Here is a 19,483-nt window from a genome sequence, read left to right on the forward strand (position 1 = left end):
TGAGACAGCGGAACAATGCATAAACCATGGGATTGCTATTGAAACACCCGTTAGGAAAAACATGAGAGATAAACTCCCTAAAAACATTAGGAATTTTTGGAATGATAAAAGAAGAATTATTGAAAGTACAATTGGACAACTTGCTGAAAAATTCAATATTGAAAGAACATTCGCAAGAACAATGCTGAGCTTTACTAATAGGCTGAGTAGGAAAATATTATCACACAAACTAGCCACCCTGTTCAATAAAGAACAAGGTAGACCCATTTTAAGTATCGCAGATCTCGCATTTTAAAAGTCGAGCATCGCGTTATGTAGTTTTTCTCTAAAACGCTATTTCGACGAATGGTCTTGGATCGAATCATTGAGATCCAATCCTATAAATTGACGAAACAATAAATCTCGTGCCAGCATATTCTCCATTTTAACATTGCTCAAATTATGCCTCGACTACAATAATAGACCAAAAATGTTTGGGTTATAGAACGCCCTATAAAGTATTCGAAGAGCTAACAGGCATAACCAGAGAAAAATTTTAGATGAGTATTCACTTATATCTTGAATTCACCTATTAATAATTTGCTCCCAATCAATGAGTGCATTTATCGTATCAAATTCCTCAAAAGCTTTATGTTGTTTAATGCTATTATTAGTAAATTGTAAGCTGAGTTAAATATTTTTCCATATTACTTTCACCTTAAGCGATTGATTTTGTTTATCACACCATAAAAAGCGCAAGAAAATCAAAAATAGATTGAATATTACAAAGAAATTCAAAGCTCTCAACATTTTATTTTGGGTATTTTCAAACTTGTTTGAAAATTAGATTTACATTAAATGTGAATTACAAGTTATGCAATTGTCAACTTTAGGAAAGGTTACACATACACATACCCTCAATTATTAGCTTGAAAAATAAATATTATTAGGCTAAATTACTCAACAGCTATATGTAAACAAAGATTTCCAAAAAATTTCTAAGTTAACGATTTATTTTTTAAGTACTTTACGATTTTTAGAAATTAATACCTTCACTTCTACTTTAATCTTTGTGGATATCAATTCAAGGCTAAAAGATGCATAACTTATTAAAAGAAGTTTCAAAATCACTTATGTGGGTTAAATCAAATGATATTTCATCAATAGATTTAGCAAATGAGCTTATCAAAAAAGATCTCACTCATTTATGTTATATTTCAGAAGACAAAAAGTTCATTCATGCTTTTAGTATAGATGAAAATGAGCGTGATATTATTTATCCTCATTCTATTGATTTTTCTGATGCAACAACAAATGATCATGACAAACAATACTATTGTCATTGCCAATCCCATTCTTCTCCTTGTATACATAACATAGCATTACTGACCTATCTAAGTGAACATTATGAGTCAAATCCTGGTAAAATCAATAAAACCTTAATAGGCCTAGATAGGCAATTACAAGCTCCGAATTTCACTAGAGAGCAATTTGAAAAACTTATTACCATTTTTTCACCAAAGAAGCGACAAATTGATAGACAAATCATTGTGAAAGCCCAAGATTATATTAATTTTGTGCTAAGTGTTGGTTTTAAAAATGTCCTAAATCAAGAAGATGGAAGTTCAAATTTTGATGATTTTTTTAAACGCTTTAATGCTTTTAATGATTACCCTGAAAATGCTTTATTTCAAGTTTGCAAAGAAATTTTTTATGCTTTTCATAGTTCGGAATATGAAAAAGCACAAAAAAAACTTTCACGTGCATTTAAATTATTAAATGAAATTAATCAGTATCTAGACACTCTTAAACTCACAGTGAACCCATTACCTGCCCTAAACAATAACGTTGAGAGTTTGTTAGGTCATGAATGGAAGAATGAGGAGCGCTTAGCATTAAACTTAACGGAAGCTAACGTTAATTTATTGCAGTTTTGCTTTTGGCCTCATGAACAAGAATTTAAATATTATGCCTATTGGATTAACTTAGCGACAGGTGAAATTTATCGCTCCTCTGCGCCTAAAAATGATAAGGACCTAAAATCTAAATTATTGAACGATTCGGTGTCAAACAAAGTAAGCTCACATCGAATATTGAAAACACCTAATAACATCAATCCAGACATTGTATTAGAAGAGCCTGTTCAATCTCCTTTGCAACCAGAGGATATTGCTGCGTGTCATCAATTTGCACACACTGATTTTCAAACTCTTGCTCATGAAGTCATATCAAGCCTTCAAAGTTCCCTGAACAACCAACATCCTATCTATTTTGTCAAAGGAAAACGCTCTTATTTACAAGACCAAAGCGTCGTCATTCTAGATGAAAATAATTTTCCCATCACATTGTCGAACATTCCATTTTTTAACTGCCATCCTAATATGCATGACAATATGACCTTAGTTCAACATTTATTACCAGAAAACATCTCTGAATATACTTTAGCAATTATGTTCTCAATGGATGAAAACACTGAGTTTTTGATTGCAAAACCGATGGCTATGTTTTTGGATAATACGATTTTGAGATTAATTATTTAGTCAGCAAAAACTCACCTAACGGACCTATTGAACTAACACTTTGGCAAATACTATGAATAAACAAATACTACTTCCCCTACTCAACTCTTTGCAATTATTGATAAATAAAATTTTTACAGAGGGACAAATCCATTTAGATGACAAGTCAGAATTGGAAAATATGCAGCTTAAATTAAATGAGCTGTCTAATCAATCAAAGGAACTTTCACACTTAAACACTATTTTATTGTCTACAATCAATCTGATAATGCCTAAAGCATCTAAAAGGAATGCTGCTGATAATATTGAGATCCATGACAATGGTTCTCAAGGTTTGATGTACCCCTTAGATAACCTTCTTTTAGTTAATGATGCGATTATTAGTGCTAAAATCTCGCTACTAAATACCTTGGATGTTAACTTACCTAAAAGCCCAAGATCCCCCTACTCTCTTAATTTTAATACCTTGAACTCAACGCTCAATTTCAAAGGAATTGAGACTATGATAGAAATTTGTAAAGCAGGCTATAACCCTAACAGAGATAAAATCGTTCAGAAATTATTAAATAAAGATCCTCACCCTATTTTTACTGATGCAAGGATGATTAATTATTTTGCTCAAGGTATTCATAATGGCCTTTATAGCTATATTGATGAAAAAAATGTCCCGTTATTTGATGATAAAATTATTGGCAGAATCGGCCCTAATATTCTCCCTTTTTTAGTCAATTTCGTCATCAAGTCCCCTTGTGACTCTGAACATAGCTTAACTGAAATCGCTAAACTAGACATAAATCAGGCCCTTTCACTTGCAAAGATGTTATTAACACCTAAGCTTTTAATTAACATCGATGAGCACTTAAATGCCTTGCCGACAATTACCAAAAAATCAATAGCACTATTAGCGGAAAATTCAAAACTAGAAAAGCATGAAGATCTGATTTTTAATTTTTTTAGCGATTGCATTAAAGCGTTTAATACCATCCTTAACCCAATTAAAGAAGATGAGGATGAGGACGACATAAGAGAGCCTCTACATAACTTTATCGAGTATCTCCCTGAGCTGCTTAATATAGTCACTCAGATTAATCCCTCACGCATGTTAAACTATATCTTAGATATTTATGATAATACTGAAAATCTCGCGCTTATGCCCTATTTTAGCGAAATTATTCAATCAATAGATAAAACGTCAGTCAAAACGCGTTTGATAAATAAGGCGACATTGCTTGTCGAGGATTTTTTAATATCCCTACAATCTAATCCAAACCAAGTGTCACTTTATAAAAGTGAACTTGCTCATTTTCTTCCTTTCTTATTTCAGTTTAATGATGAGGCCATCCTAGAACTATATAAAAAATTACTCTGGGCAATTGCTAAACAAGAGAAACAGCGCAATAAAAGAGATTTTAATTTAATCCGAGAAATTAAAATTTTAGGTATGGCTAAGCACATAGCTGTCTTTAAAGAAAAAAGTGCTGAGTTATTTTGTGAATTTTACCAAGATAAAAACGTTAACAGATGGGCAAAAATTGTTTGGGCACCTGAAGCTATTTCTATCATCCATGCATATAAGAGTCCTACAACTGCCTTTGACTTATTTAGTCCCTATGTAGATATTGTTGAGGACGTTTTAAAATCAGCCATTAAAAATAGATATTTTTTTATTGAAAGATTTGATGAATACTTAAGAATTGATGAATATGAATTTTTTGATAAATCCATGACCTATGAAACCCTTGATAAAAGATGGTATTCACTTTTCATCTATTATTACAATCTATATAAAGAAATAGATGTTATCCCTGATAATCTTAAAGGCATAACGCTTACTAGAATTCACTTGAAAGATAAAATTACTTTTAATTCCGATCCTATTTTGCATTTGCTCGCCTACCTTCCTTTCCATCATCCTGACTATTTTGAGACCATTTATTGGTTATTTGATGAAAATAGACCATTTGAAATTCAGCGTCTAGATTGGACGCTTGATACTGATTTTTTTATGCGGGTCTTACGTGAAAAAGACGAAGTAATTCATAATAGATATATTCCGCTATTATTAGGATATTATAGAAGGCTTAATGACGCATTTAAACTGACTTTGGATGATCAAAAATATTATGACACGGTTATTAGATGGTGGAGTCGTAATACCTTCCACATAGGTGCTTATAGTGAAGAGATTAATATTTTTCCTAAACCATTTTATGACATGTACCAAGAAATCCTTAATAAAGCAAAATCATTTAAACAACGTATAAAAACAGAATTTAAAGGGAGTAGAGACAGTAAAGAAGATTGGATTTATACCACTGATTTACTGATTGATGGCTTAGAAAAAATTTTGCCATCGCTTGAGAAGTTCAACCATGATACAAAATAAAAAAATATAGTTTTAACGGGGATACCTGAATGGTTACAAATAAAATAAAATAAACTTCTATTACATCTTAATGAGAGTAAATGATACATTAATGACAAATTTAATTCTAAGCCCCATATACTCACCGATAGATGTCAAGCAACCTGTCCGTTTTTTTTCACTGCTATTTGCCTTATTTTATTTAATTGTTTCAGCTTTAGGGGAATACAAACTGGCTTGTGCTTTCTTAAAGAGTTAAAGTAATTTAGTATCCTTTGCTTGCAGTTTAATTAATTGGCTTTGAATGTTTTTAACCATGTGCATATTTTGCGATTCTGTTGCTCGCAGTTCATCATGTGCAGCATCTAATTACATCTGTGATAATTTGTATTGCTATAATAATTCTTGATTAGATAACGCTTATTCTGTGAGCTTGTTTGGTAGCATGGAAACGAGGATATTATGCCATGAAAAGGGTTCAGAACCCTTGACATTTATTGATGAGCAGGAGTTTTTTTATTAGTACAATGAATTACATAGAAATAAAGGTATTAAACAAATATGTTGCTTCAGGACTGAGAAAGGGCTACTTGAACCAAGGAAATTCGTGTATCGAAAAGCACGTTTGATACATCCTTATCGCTGGAAAAGATTTAATGCACGCAATTGAATTTGTAAAGCGTGCTTTTTGATGTGTTATAGTGTTGGGCTAATGCGGTGATGTTTGTATAAACACTATCCAATAATTTTGTCAAAATTGTTTCTTTGAATTCTACGGTAAATTTACTCATTTTCCTGCCCTTATTATGATTAAGTTATCAATGGACAGGTAGTGTGACATAGGGGGGCCTGCTTCCAATTTCGTATTGGCATAGTCCATTTTTTAGAGGCTGCTTCAATGGCTAGATAAACCACTTTTTTAACCGAATCTTCGTTAGGAAATACTTTACTCTTCTTGATAGCATGACGTATGACACTATTCAAAGATTCAATTGCATTTGTTGTATAGATAGCTTTTCTAATGTCTTCTGGGTAATTGAAAAAAGTATTAAGATTTTCCCAATGAGACCGCCAACTTTTACTGATTTGCGGATATTTTCCATCCCATTGTTCTGCAAAAGCCTCTAAAGCGGATAATGCTGCCGATTCACTGACTGCTTGATAAACCTGTTTTAAAGAGGTTGTGACCGCTTTATAATCTTTCCAAGCAACATATTTAAGGCTTTTAGAGAACCATCTACAATGCCTAAGATGTTCGGTGAGTTCTGCGTTCAAAGCGGTTTCAGCAACAATTTTCTTCATCATTCTTGAAAATTGGTTTAGGTCAGCTTCAGTTTTGATATTTTTAGCAAATTCAGTTGCTAATGCTTTCAATTGTTTTTCGTCCATTAGGTACCTGCCTATTTTTAATGTTTAAAATAAATATATCAAAAATGGGCAAATACACAATTTAAATTACAGCCTCCTTTATTATTCAAAAAGCACTGTATGCATTTATTTACATCCAAGCTTCCTATGATCATGATTAGCAACCTCATAAACACAATCCAATGTTAGTATGATTGAAATCTGCCACCAATGGACTCTTTATCTAAATACAATGTGCGCAGAATATGCAAAATAGGCCTTTCATATTGCAAGTCACTGATACACTCGGCAGCAGAATACCTTTCCTCTTCATTAAAAAGAATTTGTCTTATTTCAAACTGCGCATCAACTGGAGTTTCGGTATCTATATTATCTGGCACATCTTCACATAGCAGTTTCATTAAAAAAGGCACGTATTCACGCCCTCCATCTAGGCTTACCCCTCCTAAAAAATCAGGTTGTAAATCATCTAGATCTGCGTAAATCTGCAAATTACAAACCATTTCTCCTTCTCCGTCAAATGAATTGATATCTTCACTTAGTAATAGGCAATCATGCTCATTTTCGAATGCTGTATAGATACTGTCATAAAGGGCGTTGTGCCGAGTGATATAAACCTGGAAGCATTCATCTAAAGTGATATCAACTTTCAGGTAATACATTTTATTAAGACTCATTAGATAATACTCCTTAATATAATAGTTTTGTTCAAACTAAGCTTACTGCTACTGCCTTCCGATAGAAGACTGTGTTGTATCTTAAAGCAGTAAATCCTAGGTAGATTTGAAGAGACATTGTTATTAATAGAGTTCCATTAAGAAACTTTCATCAACAAAACTCAGATCAACCCCATTAAAGTGACAGCCAATAAACTCTTTAATTTTAGGTGCTAAAATCAAATAATCAAAAGTCCAAGGTATCATGTTATTGCTTGCAAGTTTATTTTTATCAAAATGATCTTTAAGAATACTAAAGACCGCAATACTCCAAGGGATGTTATAAAGCTCATTTAGATAACGCTTTTGTCTGAGCGAACCTGTGAATAAAATCAAATTAGTTGGCTGCTTTTGTTCAAGTTCATAATAGGCTTGGCGTTTAAATCTATTTTGAAAACTCAGGTAATCTTCTTCTAAAAATTCAATATGTGGATTATTTAATATGCTCGCATTCCATTTTTGATGATATGCCAAAAATGTATCTCTATTAATCCTCAACTGTCTATTTTGAGACAATTTTTGCCAATCAAACTCGTATTGGTATGCATCCAATATTTTTGAATCAATCCAGCCAAATTCTGCTAAGGCATCAATATCTATTTTGTCTCGATACAATTCAATAAGCTCTTCGTTCCATTGGATTAGTGGGTAGTTATTAATCCTCTCTATGGTATCTAAGTTTTCAAGAAACCCTGTGTAAATTGATTGTAACGTTTTTAATGAATACTCCTCTTTTCCATAGGTATTTCTGAGGATAGGTTCGAACTCTAATTGATTACGGAAATAATCACATATTTGATCTGTCCATTTAATTGACTCATTAATTGAGATCTCCCCCCAATGCCATTTATCTTCATACTTTTTCATAAATTCAAGTGTCCAAGATGACATATTCACAGCAGAAAGCGTTTCCCAAATTTTATTCGGAGATAATAATTTTCTCATCAAACTGTTAGCACGAAAGCGGACTGATGGTCGACTAGTCATTTGTTTTGAGATCGTATAGAAAATATGACCCACTAACCATTCAAATTGATGCTCATTCATAGCTACAGTACTTTCGGCTAATTCTAAAGGCTCCACTTTGTTCTTAACGAACTCGAACAGCTCTGAGTATTTATTATTAATTTCGATGTTATGGATAAGCGTCTGATAGCACCATTTATCTTCAAAAGTGAACAACAATGATTCACTCCATGGTAAACTCGCACAAGCAGATAGTTTTGACCAATCAATAACATTTTTGTGCTTTTGTAAAATTTCTATTGTATCAGCTTCATTTAATGGCCAATTGAATAAGTCATAATCTAATACCGTAATGAATTTTTCTAGTAAGGCCTTATCCCATTTTATATAAGTTGACTGGCTTAATATTTGCCACTTAATATGCATGATGTGTTGAGTAATGAAAATATCTGACCATGGGAATAATGGCGCTTTGTAAACATCAATTTCATTTCGTTTTATATACATAGAGGCAATTTCGACATCACTGATAATCGATTCAACTGCTAAAAACGCAGAATTTTCATCCCAACATAAATTATTTTCATACTGAAGGACAAGTTCTTTTGTCCATGGTATTGCGGTATTTTTACTTAGTTGTTCCCAATCCCATTCATGTTCAAATTGATACAAGATTTCTTCATTCCACTTTATTGTTCTTGCACTTGAAAGCACTTGAAATGCATTTCTATTTGGAACAGACTTAATCCAGTTAGCTAATTTTTCTTTCGTTATTTGTACTGATGTATTACTTTGCATACAAACCTCATTTTTTATGATTATTGGCATCCAATAAATTCGTGTTATGTGTCACATCCTATTAGATTTCAGATTCCACAATATCGATGGCTACATTTCCATCTTTTTTGATAACCTTGAAAATTCTTGCTCTATTTCAATATTTTGACGATTTATTTTCGCTTTCAATCGCTTTACATAACGGCTAAAATAGTCATCCATCTTGTCAATATCAATGGCATATTCATAACAATTTTCTTTAGTTAATAATTGATATTTAAGGCTCAATATTTTCAATTTTTTAATATATTTTTCAGCCTCAGACTCCTGATCCCAACTTTCATGCATAGCTTTGTCTACTAATTTTGCCGAAGGTAAGCCAAGTAACCGAGCATATATATTCTCTAATGCAGATAAATCTTTTTTAAAATAAGCTTGATTGATTTCAATAAAAAAAGATTCAGAAAAATGCAGATAGCGATTGCTGTCATCGTATTGATCACAAATTTCTAATATTTGGCGGAATTGCTTTACAAGCAAATCATCTTCCAAACTATCAATCACATCTAATTCATCTTCCGACTCTTCGTCTTCTTCAAACTCGTCATCCGAATCTTCATCATCTTCGTTATTCCAGTCGTCATCATCTTCGTCCCAATCTTCGTCTTCATCTTCATCCTCGTCTTCGTTCCAATCTTCGTCTTCATCATCATCTTCTTCTTCTTCTTCTTCTTCTTCGTCCCAATCTTCATCTTCGTCTGATTCTGCATCCTCTTCTGGCTGAATTTTTAATAATTCCATGACATATTCATCACCCTCAGTAATGCATTCAAAATAAGTCAGACCTGTTAATTCTTCAAATTCTTCGATTTTAACTTGATACTCTTCCAAATTTTGCAACCGTGTATATTCACGGTTACCATTGGTTCGAAGAATTTGTAATTGTTCTTCCAATCTCTTTAGAGGTTTAATTAAGTGAAACCGTTCTTTAAGTAATTGTTTAAAGGTCTCACTATAGGGTTCTTCTTCTAAAATCCGTTTATTAAGCTTTAATTCTTTCGCTTTTATTTGGGTAATTTTTTCCAATTTATCTCTTGTCTGTTCTAAATATGATTTCAATGTATAGCTTCTATTTTGTAAATAATAAGCTATGCACTTTTTATCATTTTCAGCAATTGTTTTTTCTAATGGTGCGATAAGCTTATCGTGCTTAGTTACAAAATTATCAATTGCATTTTTAAGGTTTTCGTATTCTTCAAGCTTATCAACAAGATATTCATCCATATATCTTAAATCAGCAGAAGCCATAGATTCTACTGTTACCTCATCTTGAAAAATTATTCTCATATCTTCATTCATATATTTTCCTCTTCAGTCATTTAGATTATTAATAACTCACTAACTGCTTATTGATGCCATATGTTTATACTATTTCTCAAATCAATCGATTTATCTTAATTTCAAAAAAAATAACATTAAAAATTTAAATCTAATTTAATATTAATAATTTAATTAATTTTTTATTAAAATATTTCAAATTATTTTTAATGAAAACTTTTTACTTGTATTTTAAGTGTTGATCTACACTCAACTAACATAACCATAGTAGTTATGTTAGTTGGGATAGTCAAGATCATTTACTTAATTATTTGATGTTTAAAAATACGAACCTGATACTATGACCATTCTTCCAAAGATTAAATCAATTCAGACATTTAACCAAATAACCAATTGTTTTATATAAACTTACCATTAAAAGTTTCGCTTTCACACGACTATCAGAGCCAAGTATAGAAACACGTATGCTCAAGTTACTTAACTGGTATTTTCTAGTTAGGATCTGTTAGTAGTAAATAATGCTAAAAGCTTCAGCTTGATGTTGTTAATGATCAATTGAGTAAATCAATTGCTAATCATTCCAATTAATAGTTAGTACACAACTAAATACAATCACATACATGTTTTATATCAATACGTTAAAGAATCACCTCAACTCAAGTAAAGGTAATATGAGGTATTGCTTTTTTAAGCATTAGATGAATATTGTGAAATTTTAGCGATAAATATCCCTTGCCTATTGGCTCAATCAATTGCTCTACAATGTAGAAAAAATGAAAATAAGCCAGCTCTAGACAATATTAAAAAAATAATTGATTTACTTTTGTGGCAGGAATATTTATGTTATCAATTACTTGTTATATAATTTTAGCTAAATATGCTTAAGTTAGAGTCGAATAAAGATTCTATTCCCACTGATTTTGTTATGATGACGCATTGTTTTATCATAAAAATAATTATTGAGATTCATCTTAAACCATTCAATTTCCTTGAGTCCATTGTTGATTAGTCTAGATTTAATGATATGCTGTTTAATTGCTTGACTGATTGTTGCCATTTTAATGTTCTCGATTTTTTTAAATGTTAAAGGGAAGACTAGTGTGGCAGCTGTGGCATGCTTAAGTAAAAATAATATTTTAATTTCAATCATGTTGCATTATTTGGTTACTTAATGACAGTTAAACAGCTTTCTCATCGAGATTACAATCAATACAATTACTAGATTTATCTGCCAAACTGCACTGGCTGACTTATTAGTTATGTTTTTATCATCAAAAAATATCCCATTTTTTATTTCAACTGTCAGTAAATTATCATTCAGTAAAAGAGTTTTGGCTAAATACAAATCTCTTTTAGTTATAGTTCGAAGCAAAATATGCGTAGCAAAAACCGTCAATTGTAATGCTTTCAGACCATTTTCATTGAGCATAGATTCTAAAAATAATATTAACTGATTCGTTTCAATTGTATATTCGGCTGGGATTTCAAAAAAATCGTGAAAAGCTGCTTTATCTTCTATTTGCATACTTTCATATATCGTTTTGCATACTGTTAATAACAGTATATTTTCAGATTTTTCTACATGATCTGCCATAGAAGCTCGAATATTAAGATACCTCATTATATTGACTACAATCCGTTGGTAAGCAATGCCTTTTCCCGGTTCTTCTATCTCTTGTTGTCTTGCACCATAGCATTTCAATTCATGCGCAATCGCCTGCCAATATAAACTATGCTTTGGGTAATACGTTTTATAAGACTGCATTTGTGTCAATTCTTCCGTCATTCTATACTGCCCCTTGTTATTTAATGTCATAAAGGAAACTAAATCATTAAAATCTTCATCTTTTAGATGATTAAAAAACTCAAGGGCAGGATCGTGCTCATATGACATGGTTTACTCCAATGTGAATGATTAATTTATTTCTAGTCGATAAATGTCAATCGACACTTTAATAATAAGGAATGTTAGGATTCAATATAATATTTTGACTATAAAATTATTGCACCTTTATCGCATCTAACTCTTTTAGTTTCAAAATATCAATAAATTCAAGCGAGATAAAATCAAATTTACATCCTAAAAAAGAGTCTTTATCTTTAATTAATTCTAGTCTATCTAGTGACCACTGAATCTGATTACAACTTGCCAAGCTTCTACCATTAATTGCTTTATAAACAGTTTTCATTACCTCATCACTCCACGGGATATTAGGAATCGATAATTTAAATCGGCCATTAGATTGATCACTGCTTAGGAAAAGTTCGTATTCACCCTCCTCGTATGCAATTTGCTCAAATGACGCTTTAAATCGTAAAACATCTATTTCGCTAAAGCTAATGTGTGGATTAGATAGTATCTGAATGGGCCAATATTCATAAAATTGTTCGTATACAACTTGGTGATTAACAGTCTTGTAGTTAAAACATAAATATTTCCAATGAAGCTCTTTTCTGAACATACTTAAGATTGATTGATTAAGAATGCCATATCTAGATAATAAGCCCCAGTTTAAATCAGTAAAGAAGAGTTGAATTGATTCAATAGTCCAGTTAATGCACGGATAAAAGTGCTCTTCGTTCCATGGAAATTGAACCAATATAGGCAAGAGCTTATTAGCATCCCATACATAACCTGGCCTAGCTTTTAAAAGGCGAATTAAATCAAGCTTATGAGCTAATTGGCTGATATCAAACTCATCCCATTTAATTGAGGGATTGGCACTTAAAACTTCCCAATTCCAACATTCTGCATAGTTTAAAATCAATTCTATATTCCAATCACGTAATCTGAGATTAGACAAATGCATCCAATTGAATTCCTCCTGAGTGAAACTTTCGTTTTTACTTTTTAGATCGAAATTCATCTCAGTACTGTTTAAAAAACAGTGATCATCATCTAATTCTCTATTGGTATGTGCTAAGATAATTTTAAACCATTGTTCATCAATAACTGATTGTGTTAGCTTGTAATCACTCGCACTTATATGTCCAAGAATATGGCTATACAACGGTTCTTTTAACCAATGAATCTTTTTGTTTTTAACAAGCTCAGTATAATTCCAATCATATTTAAAATGCTCGATAAGCTCATCGCACCAAGGCAAATTATCAAATGAGGATAAATTATCCCAATCCAAATTATGCCTCTGTTTTTCTAAAAAACGTATGGTGTCCTTTAAATCTAAAGGCCAAATGACACTCTTATTTTTAAAGGCGTTAAAATAGGTTTCAAAGATTTCGCTTTGAGTCATAAAATTAGGACTTAGCGCACACACTTCCCAATCTATCAGTTCAAAATAATAGGCTATTTTTTTAACAGTCCAATTTAAATTTTCATAGAACCAAATATCAGATTCAAAATATCCCCTATATTTATTAAACAATAATTCAAAAATATCATCATCGTTTATGATCGTTTCAATTTTTAAAAATTCGGCACCTTCGAACCAACACAATTCTTTCTGAAATTCTATAACAAGCTCTTTAGTCCAAGGAATTGATTTATTTTGACTAATAGAATACCAATCCCATCTATCTTTGAAGGTACTCAATAATTCCCTAGTCCAGTTGATAGTAATTGCGGATGAAAGTGTTGAAAAAATATCTCTATCTTGATTAGAGGTTAACCATGACATAAAGCGTAATTGTTCTGTATTGTATTGAGTGTTGCACATGAAATTTGCCTTAGAAAATAATAGGGAATTGACCATTAACAGACGACTAGATTAAGTAAATAATCTAAATTAAGAACGGTGTTTATTTATTTAAATCGTTAAATAATACACCTAACAAATTTATCTCTATAAGTCAATGTTCGATTCTGACACCCCTCCCGGCATCTACCTGGTGTTTTATTTAAGAAATAACACGCTAAATATCAATAGGATAAAAATAAAAACGAAAACCATCCTTATAATTGGAAATTATTACATTTGAAGTAGTTTTGGTATGCCTATCTATGAAATTTATAAATACGTCACTAATCTACCCCTCAAGCGGTTATTTAAAATCAAAACCATTAAGGCATTTTATTTTAATCGTGACGCCATCTCAAGGTTGCTAGACGAACTACATTCCGCTGGGCTCAATCAATTTTATGAAACAATTGCGCTGATAACGCTGAAAAAACTGGGGTTACTTCTAAAGGTTATGAATCTTCATAGTACAAGCATCCAATGTCATGGGACTCAGTATTACAAAAAAAACGTGAAAATATTGAAAGCATTAACCTAATTCATAGATTCAGTCGAGATCATCGACCGGATTTACCTCAGCTTGTCCATCTATTGATTTGTGAAAATCAGGCTGGGATCCCCATTTCAATGGCAACGTAAAGTGGTAATCAAACTGACAAAATTATCCTTCCAGATGAGCTCACTGTGGTGGTCAAACAATTTTGGGCACTTTCTTAGAGGCTTCCCCAAATAATTGCTCTGATCTGTTTGGTGTCAGCTCCCTTCATGATCCAGTCAGAGAGCGTGATACTGCTAATGTGAACACCCAAGCGATTTAGCTCTTTGGCTAACCCATACAATCGGAGGCCATCGACATGCTGGATTAAACGTAGCACTTGAGCATTACAGAATAATGTTTTTTTTCCCTGCTTTTCCTTTCAGGATATCACTTCTTCTTTACTTTTTATCTGCAGGTGTTTCTTCAATTGGACTACCGTCAATCTTGATATCAGGTTAAGCTATAGTAAGATCAGACTGTACCTCGCCATCATTTATGAGTGTTTTGTACTTAGCCAATAGTTCAATTAAATTAATCTAGCTCAGTTGTAACTCAGTAAGTTTTTGGGCTAAGCATGTATGTTCTTATGTTAAACTTATATATCTTTGAACCAAACTAAAATACATAAGCTCAAAATCTTGGGACTACAATGATTTAATACATATTATGTTTAATCACATTTGATTATTTATTCATATGAATAGAATACACGGAACACTAAAATTAGTAAGGAAACTTGAATACTGATTGAACTATTTAAATGCAAATTGGAACAATAATGTATAAAGATCAAGATGCATAGAAATTAGCTTTTAAAAAAATGTACGCTGAAGAAAACTTGAAATCTAAAATTAGGCAAGAAGCGCCTGAGGGAAAGTGATAACTCCATCAGATAGGGACATGAAGGTACAAGTTCTAGTGAAACGTTTAAGTGTTAGTATTAGGTTATCTTGTGATAATTTTCGGGATTATTTAAACATGTTATCGCTTTACAAACAAATTATTTAATGTAATTCCAGCCAAGAGCTCCTAAAAAAATAGCACTAAAAGTTAGAAACAAAATATCGATAAGGTCAAGTTTATTGTTGATATCTTTTCTTGGGTCGGCAATTTGGTTAAAAAAATAGTCATAATGTTCAAAACTCGCCCCTTCACATCTAATAGCATAACAGCTGTTGTTATAATATATAACTATAAAAGGAATTAATAAATTAACTTATATTCAATGAGCCATATGTTAAATAAATGATTTATAATCATTTCACCCTATGAATATCATCTTACTTTTAAGTAAATTTTGCCTATTTGTTGAAAAATGATATTATTAAATGATAATTTAAACTAGTCTAATTATATGGCATACTCACGTAAAATTTCATCGATCAACCTTATGATTAGAGCTTAATGTTAACAAAATAATGTGGTGTTATATGACTAAATTAGGCCGTAATGAACCCTGCTCTTGTGGAAGTGGTAAAAAATATAAACACTGTTGCATAGATGCAGCATCTAAAAACATCTCAAATCTTATGGATGAGTTTACAGCTGCAGTTGAAAGTGAAAATTTAATGTCACCCGAAAAACTTCAACAAATTTTAAGAGAAAAGCAAATAGAGATGAATAGCAGACCTATTGATGTTTTTCTTGGATTAACCCCATCGCAGATGCACAACTGGCTTCATAGTGATTTTGATTCACTTCAAGGTGTGACTATCAATTCACCTCAAAATATCAATCAAAGCCCAATTATGAGATATGTCGATATTTTTATTCAAATGGCAATATTAAATGATGGTGCAATTAAGTTAACAGAAAAAGGGAATCTTCCACTAAAAATAGTGAATGCTTGTTCAGCTATTTATGATGAACTTGATCTTAAAGAAGAGTACTCTAATATTTACTTTAGCGATTTTAAAGGAAGAAAAGAATCCGAATTTATTGCTTTGGAATATACTCACATCATTGTCGAAATCGCTAAAATTTTCAGAAAACAGAAAAACCAACTAAAAATTAGCCAGAAAAATATCACTTTATATCAAAAGCATGGCGTTAGTATATTTTTCCTTCCACTCTTGAAATCAGCTATTTTTAATTATAACTGGGCTTATTTTGATAGATTTCAATTTGAGGGGGAATTGAATTTCCTATGGGTGTTTATGATTTGGCGCTTATCAAAAGAAAACGATTTTGCTTTGATGGTGGAACAAACAATTAAAGCATTCCCTCAATTACTTAATCAAATTCAGGATTTTGACTATGAATACCAATCAAAAGGACAATATATAAGCATGTTAATTAGCATACGTTTTGTTAGCAGGTTCTTAGTTTTCTTTGGTTTTGCTAAAACTAAATTGCCTTACATATATTGGAAAGATCAAAAAATGCAAACGAACACTTATTTGGAATTAACGCCGATGTTTCATGAAACATTTAACTTTTCTTGGTAAGCAAACAAGTTCAATGAAGCATACAGTATAAGCTTCATTGAACTTAAAATTTCATAGTATTAGTTCAAAAAGTGCTTGTCGATTTTAGATATTAGCAAAACATAGAAAAACCATGATATCTAATTAAGGTTCTTATTGTTGCTTATTATCGAGATGCACTTTACTTTTTTTATCTAAAAATCTCATAAACCTCTGTTAAGAGCGTATTCAATGGAAACTAACCATTGATCTCACAATTAATGTTCTCGCCCTGGTAAGTTATTTATTTCATTTTGATTGCTGCAGATAAACCTTTTCTTCACAACCAACGTTATTTCCACTTTTACCAGCCCATTTTGAAATGTCATCTTCTAATGGCATATTCATTGCCTTTTGACGCTTTGCTTGCCAGAAAAATACCAAAATGATAATTATTGATAAGATTAGGGATAGGATTAACGCAATATTTCTTGGTAAACCAAACCCTATTTTCTCTTGCAATATATAAGTGATGGTAGCCATCAGCATAAACGAGCCAGGTATTAGCGAAACCCAATAGTTCTTACCACCAATGTATAGATACATAGCGCCTACAAATAAAGCAATCACTGCTGTTGATTGATTAGCCCACGAAAAGTAACGCCATAGAATATTAAAATCGATTTGCAATAATACTACTGATATGAGAAACATCGGAATGGCAATCATAAGACGTTTTGAAATAGCAATTTGTGGCACTTTAAGATAGTCTGCAATTATCATTCTGGCACTTCTAAATGCCGTATCACCAGAGGTTATTGGTAAAATTATCACACCAAGAATGGCAAGTGTGCCCCCTACTCCACCTAGCATGGTTACAGCAACCTTACTGACAACAAGCGACGGGGTTCCTTCGTTTATCACTGCGGCAAGACCCGCACCAAACGGTGCGTTTGGCTCATAAAACATTGCCATTGCTGCTGCAGCCCAAATCATTGCAATAATCCCTTCAGCTATCATCATGCCATAGAATATTTTACGTCCATGCAGCTCATGCTGAGTCGTTCTTGAGATGATCGGCGATTGCGTTGCATGAAAACCAGATAATGCTCCGCATGATATCGTTAAAAATAGCAAAGGGAAAACAGCCAATCCATCAGGGTGAAGATTTTCTAACGTAATTTCAGGAATATTTTTAGCTTCACCTGTGATAAGTAAACCAATACCAATTCCGATAGCACTAATGACTAATAATGCGCCAAATATCGGATAAAAACGACCTATAATTTTATCTACTGGTAACAAGGTTGCTAAGATATAGTAAACAAAAATGGCTGAAATAATGATGGTCAGACTCACTTTATGATCCATTAAATCATATAACAGCTTCCCTGGAGCAGAAACAAAGACGGTTCCAACCAAAACCAATAATAAAAGCGCAAAAGCATTCACTATGTCCCGCATTGCTTTGCCTAGAAATTTCTCAGCAAGCTCAGGTAGATGCGCACCTCGATTTCGAATAGAGATCATACCAGTTAAATAATCATGTACGCCTCCTGCTAATATGCATCCTACCACGATCCAAATAAATGCAACTGGTCCGTATAAAGCACCTAGTATGGGGCCAAAGATCGGTCCTACACCTGCGATATTGAGTAATTGGATAAGTGAGTTTTTTGCTGTATTCATTGGTACATAGTCTATACCATCACTGTGCGTAAATGCTGGGGTTGGTCTTTCTTTGGGTCCAAATACTTTCTCTATGAATTTCCCATAGGTAAAATAGCCAATAATTAGTAAAACAATACCGCCTATAAATGAATACATGCTATCACTCCTTTGATTGTTGCTTTTACTATTGATACCAATTTATGTTTTTGAAATATCATGCCTAATCCATTAGTCTTATGATATTTCAACAGTTTTATAACAATTTATTTATACAACAATCACGTAGTCATATCATCTTAAAAACCTAATTTTGTGATCTCCTTCTCATCTTTCACGCATCACAGCTTTGTATTGGTTAATGGTCTAATATGCAAGTAAATGTGCATGCATACATCAATCAATTTTCTTTATGATTCTAAGAAAGGCTAATTCACCGAACACAATATCAGAGACTCCGAAAACTCTTAATGAGATAACGCTCAAATTTTTTGTCGCTAATCCTTTTTCGTTAGCAGATAATGAAAAGACCATCTCACATATGTTACAATTCAGACATAACTTATTAAAGATTGCTTTAGCTTTATCTATTTTACAATCTTACTTTTTTGGCTCTCAATTGAGTATTATTTATACAACTTTGATTAACACCTTAATTACAACCTAGTCAGAGTACAATGATACTCATTTTATAAACTTTTTTATGGATACAACGCGTTAAAAATAAAGATAACATTTTTCCAATATTACTGTCCTAATTAACCTTAACCATAATAATTATTAAAAAATTCAAGGTAATAATAATGTTTGACATCGATAAATCAGTAAGGCATGAATTTTACTTACCCATAAATTCTCTATTAACAAAAATAAGTTCACGACTAATGAGCCTTTTGTTTAGTCTTACCTTTTTATTTTATCCGATGGATAACATTAGAGCAGAAACCTTAAATAACGCGATGCTCGACTTTTTTGTTGCATAATTTGGAGGGAGATGGCATAACTTACAACTAATTAAGAGACGAATCAAAATTAGGAGTAAAATCATGCCATCATTAGTAGATTATATCATCTATACTTTTATTAAAATAGACGATAGCTTAAATAAAATACTGGAAGAATACGATAGACCTCTTAGAGCAAGAG

Annotated in this window: 12 protein-coding genes and 3 pseudogenes; 7 read left to right on the plus strand and 8 right to left on the minus strand. The window is 32.1% G+C overall.

What is annotated here, in order from left to right; genetic code table 11:
• A pseudogene (locus tag BMW37_RS13925) lies at positions 1–295 on the plus strand (IS982 family transposase); the annotation flags it as partial.
• 38 nt (positions 296–333) lie between these two features.
• On the opposite strand, the gene BMW37_RS16020 reads toward BMW37_RS13925, so the two are convergent.
• Positions 334–438 carry a transposase gene (locus BMW37_RS16020; protein WP_143047671.1) on the minus strand — a complete coding sequence of 35 codons (105 nt, stop codon included), beginning with the start codon at positions 436–438 and terminating at the stop codon, positions 334–336.
• 638 nt (positions 439–1,076) lie between these two features.
• Between BMW37_RS16020 and BMW37_RS13930 the strand changes: the two genes are divergently transcribed.
• Both BMW37_RS13930 and BMW37_RS13935 read left to right on the plus strand, forming a co-directional pair.
• On the plus strand, positions 1,077–2,519 hold the full coding sequence (locus tag BMW37_RS13930; protein WP_093322391.1) for a hypothetical protein: 1,443 nt from the start codon (positions 1,077–1,079) through the stop codon (positions 2,517–2,519).
• 52 nt (positions 2,520–2,571) lie between these two features.
• Positions 2,572–4,884 carry a hypothetical protein gene (locus tag BMW37_RS13935; protein WP_093322395.1) on the plus strand — a complete coding sequence of 771 codons (2,313 nt, stop codon included), beginning with the start codon at positions 2,572–2,574 and terminating at the stop codon, positions 4,882–4,884.
• A gap of 789 nt (positions 4,885–5,673) precedes the next feature.
• Here the strand turns inward: BMW37_RS13935 and BMW37_RS13940 are convergent.
• From BMW37_RS13940 to BMW37_RS13970, 6 genes and pseudogenes are all read right to left on the minus strand, one after another.
• Positions 5,674–6,087 (minus strand): annotated as a pseudogene (locus tag BMW37_RS13940) (transposase); the annotation flags it as partial.
• Between the two features lie 329 nt (positions 6,088–6,416).
• Positions 6,417–6,908, minus strand: coding sequence for a hypothetical protein (locus BMW37_RS13945; RefSeq protein WP_093322400.1), 492 nt, complete (start codon positions 6,906–6,908; stop codon positions 6,417–6,419).
• 123 nt (positions 6,909–7,031) lie between these two features.
• A complete protein-coding gene (locus tag BMW37_RS13950) occupies positions 7,032–8,711 on the minus strand; it encodes a hypothetical protein (RefSeq protein ID WP_093322403.1) in 1,680 nt (559 codons plus the stop codon).
• A 90-nt stretch (positions 8,712–8,801) separates the two neighbouring features.
• On the minus strand, positions 8,802–10,049 hold the full coding sequence (locus BMW37_RS15200) for a hypothetical protein (protein WP_177168681.1): 1,248 nt from the start codon (positions 10,047–10,049) through the stop codon (positions 8,802–8,804).
• A gap of 1,147 nt (positions 10,050–11,196) precedes the next feature.
• A complete protein-coding gene (locus BMW37_RS13965) occupies positions 11,197–11,922 on the minus strand; it encodes a DUF3944 domain-containing protein (protein WP_093322408.1) in 726 nt (241 codons plus the stop codon).
• Positions 11,923–12,028: 106 nt separating this feature from the next.
• Entirely contained in the window at positions 12,029–13,705 is a 1,677-nt protein-coding gene (locus BMW37_RS13970; protein ID WP_093322411.1) for a hypothetical protein, read from the minus strand.
• A 274-nt stretch (positions 13,706–13,979) separates the two neighbouring features.
• Between BMW37_RS13970 and BMW37_RS16025 the strand changes: the two genes are divergently transcribed.
• From BMW37_RS16025 to BMW37_RS13980, 3 genes are all read left to right on the plus strand, one after another.
• Complete coding sequence (locus BMW37_RS16025) at positions 13,980–14,264, plus strand: DUF4277 domain-containing protein (RefSeq protein ID WP_093322414.1); 285 nt, start codon at positions 13,980–13,982, stop codon at positions 14,262–14,264.
• Complete coding sequence (locus BMW37_RS15205) at positions 14,207–14,365, plus strand: hypothetical protein (protein WP_177168680.1); 159 nt, start codon at positions 14,207–14,209, stop codon at positions 14,363–14,365. The genes BMW37_RS16025 and BMW37_RS15205 overlap by 58 nt, the downstream gene beginning before the upstream one ends.
• Before the next feature lie 1,329 nt (positions 14,366–15,694).
• Positions 15,695–16,711, plus strand: a complete 1,017-nt coding sequence (locus tag BMW37_RS13980) for a YecA family protein (protein ID WP_177168682.1) — start codon at positions 15,695–15,697, stop codon at positions 16,709–16,711.
• A gap of 267 nt (positions 16,712–16,978) precedes the next feature.
• On the opposite strand, the gene BMW37_RS13985 is transcribed toward BMW37_RS13980, so the two are convergent.
• Complete coding sequence (locus tag BMW37_RS13985) at positions 16,979–18,496, minus strand: carbon starvation CstA family protein (protein WP_093322419.1); 1,518 nt, start codon at positions 18,494–18,496, stop codon at positions 16,979–16,981.
• Positions 18,497–19,383: 887 nt separating this feature from the next.
• Between BMW37_RS13985 and BMW37_RS16030 the strand changes: the two are divergent.
• A pseudogene (locus tag BMW37_RS16030) lies at positions 19,384–19,483 on the plus strand (IS982 family transposase); the annotation flags it as partial.

The organism is Thorsellia anophelis DSM 18579 (genome assembly GCF_900111395.1).
GTDB classification, from domain to species: Bacteria; Pseudomonadota; Gammaproteobacteria; order Enterobacterales; family Thorselliaceae; genus Thorsellia; species Thorsellia anophelis.

Bases quoted from the DNA above. Each gene is read 5' to 3' on its own strand.
- BMW37_RS13930 (WP_093322391.1), top strand. From the start codon at position 1,077: ATGCATAACTTATTAAAAGAAGTTTCAAAATCACTTATGTGGGTTAAA.
- BMW37_RS13935 (WP_093322395.1), top strand. From the start codon at position 2,572: ATGAATAAACAAATACTACTTCCCCTACTCAACTCTTTGCAATTATTG.
- BMW37_RS13945 (WP_093322400.1), bottom strand. From the start codon at position 6,908: ATGAGTCTTAATAAAATGTATTACCTGAAAGTTGATATCACTTTAGAT.
- BMW37_RS13950 (WP_093322403.1), bottom strand. From the start codon at position 8,711: ATGCAAAGTAATACATCAGTACAAATAACGAAAGAAAAATTAGCTAAC.
- BMW37_RS15200 (WP_177168681.1), bottom strand. From the start codon at position 10,049: ATGAATGAAGATATGAGAATAATTTTTCAAGATGAGGTAACAGTAGAA.
- BMW37_RS13965 (WP_093322408.1), bottom strand. From the start codon at position 11,922: ATGTCATATGAGCACGATCCTGCCCTTGAGTTTTTTAATCATCTAAAA.
- BMW37_RS13970 (WP_093322411.1), bottom strand. From the start codon at position 13,705: ATGTGCAACACTCAATACAATACAGAACAATTACGCTTTATGTCATGG.
- BMW37_RS16025 (WP_093322414.1), top strand. From the start codon at position 13,980: ATGCCTATCTATGAAATTTATAAATACGTCACTAATCTACCCCTCAAG.
- BMW37_RS15205 (WP_177168680.1), top strand. From the start codon at position 14,207: ATGTCATGGGACTCAGTATTACAAAAAAAACGTGAAAATATTGAAAGC.
- BMW37_RS13980 (WP_177168682.1), top strand. From the start codon at position 15,695: ATGACTAAATTAGGCCGTAATGAACCCTGCTCTTGTGGAAGTGGTAAA.
- BMW37_RS13985 (WP_093322419.1), bottom strand. From the start codon at position 18,496: ATGTATTCATTTATAGGCGGTATTGTTTTACTAATTATTGGCTATTTT.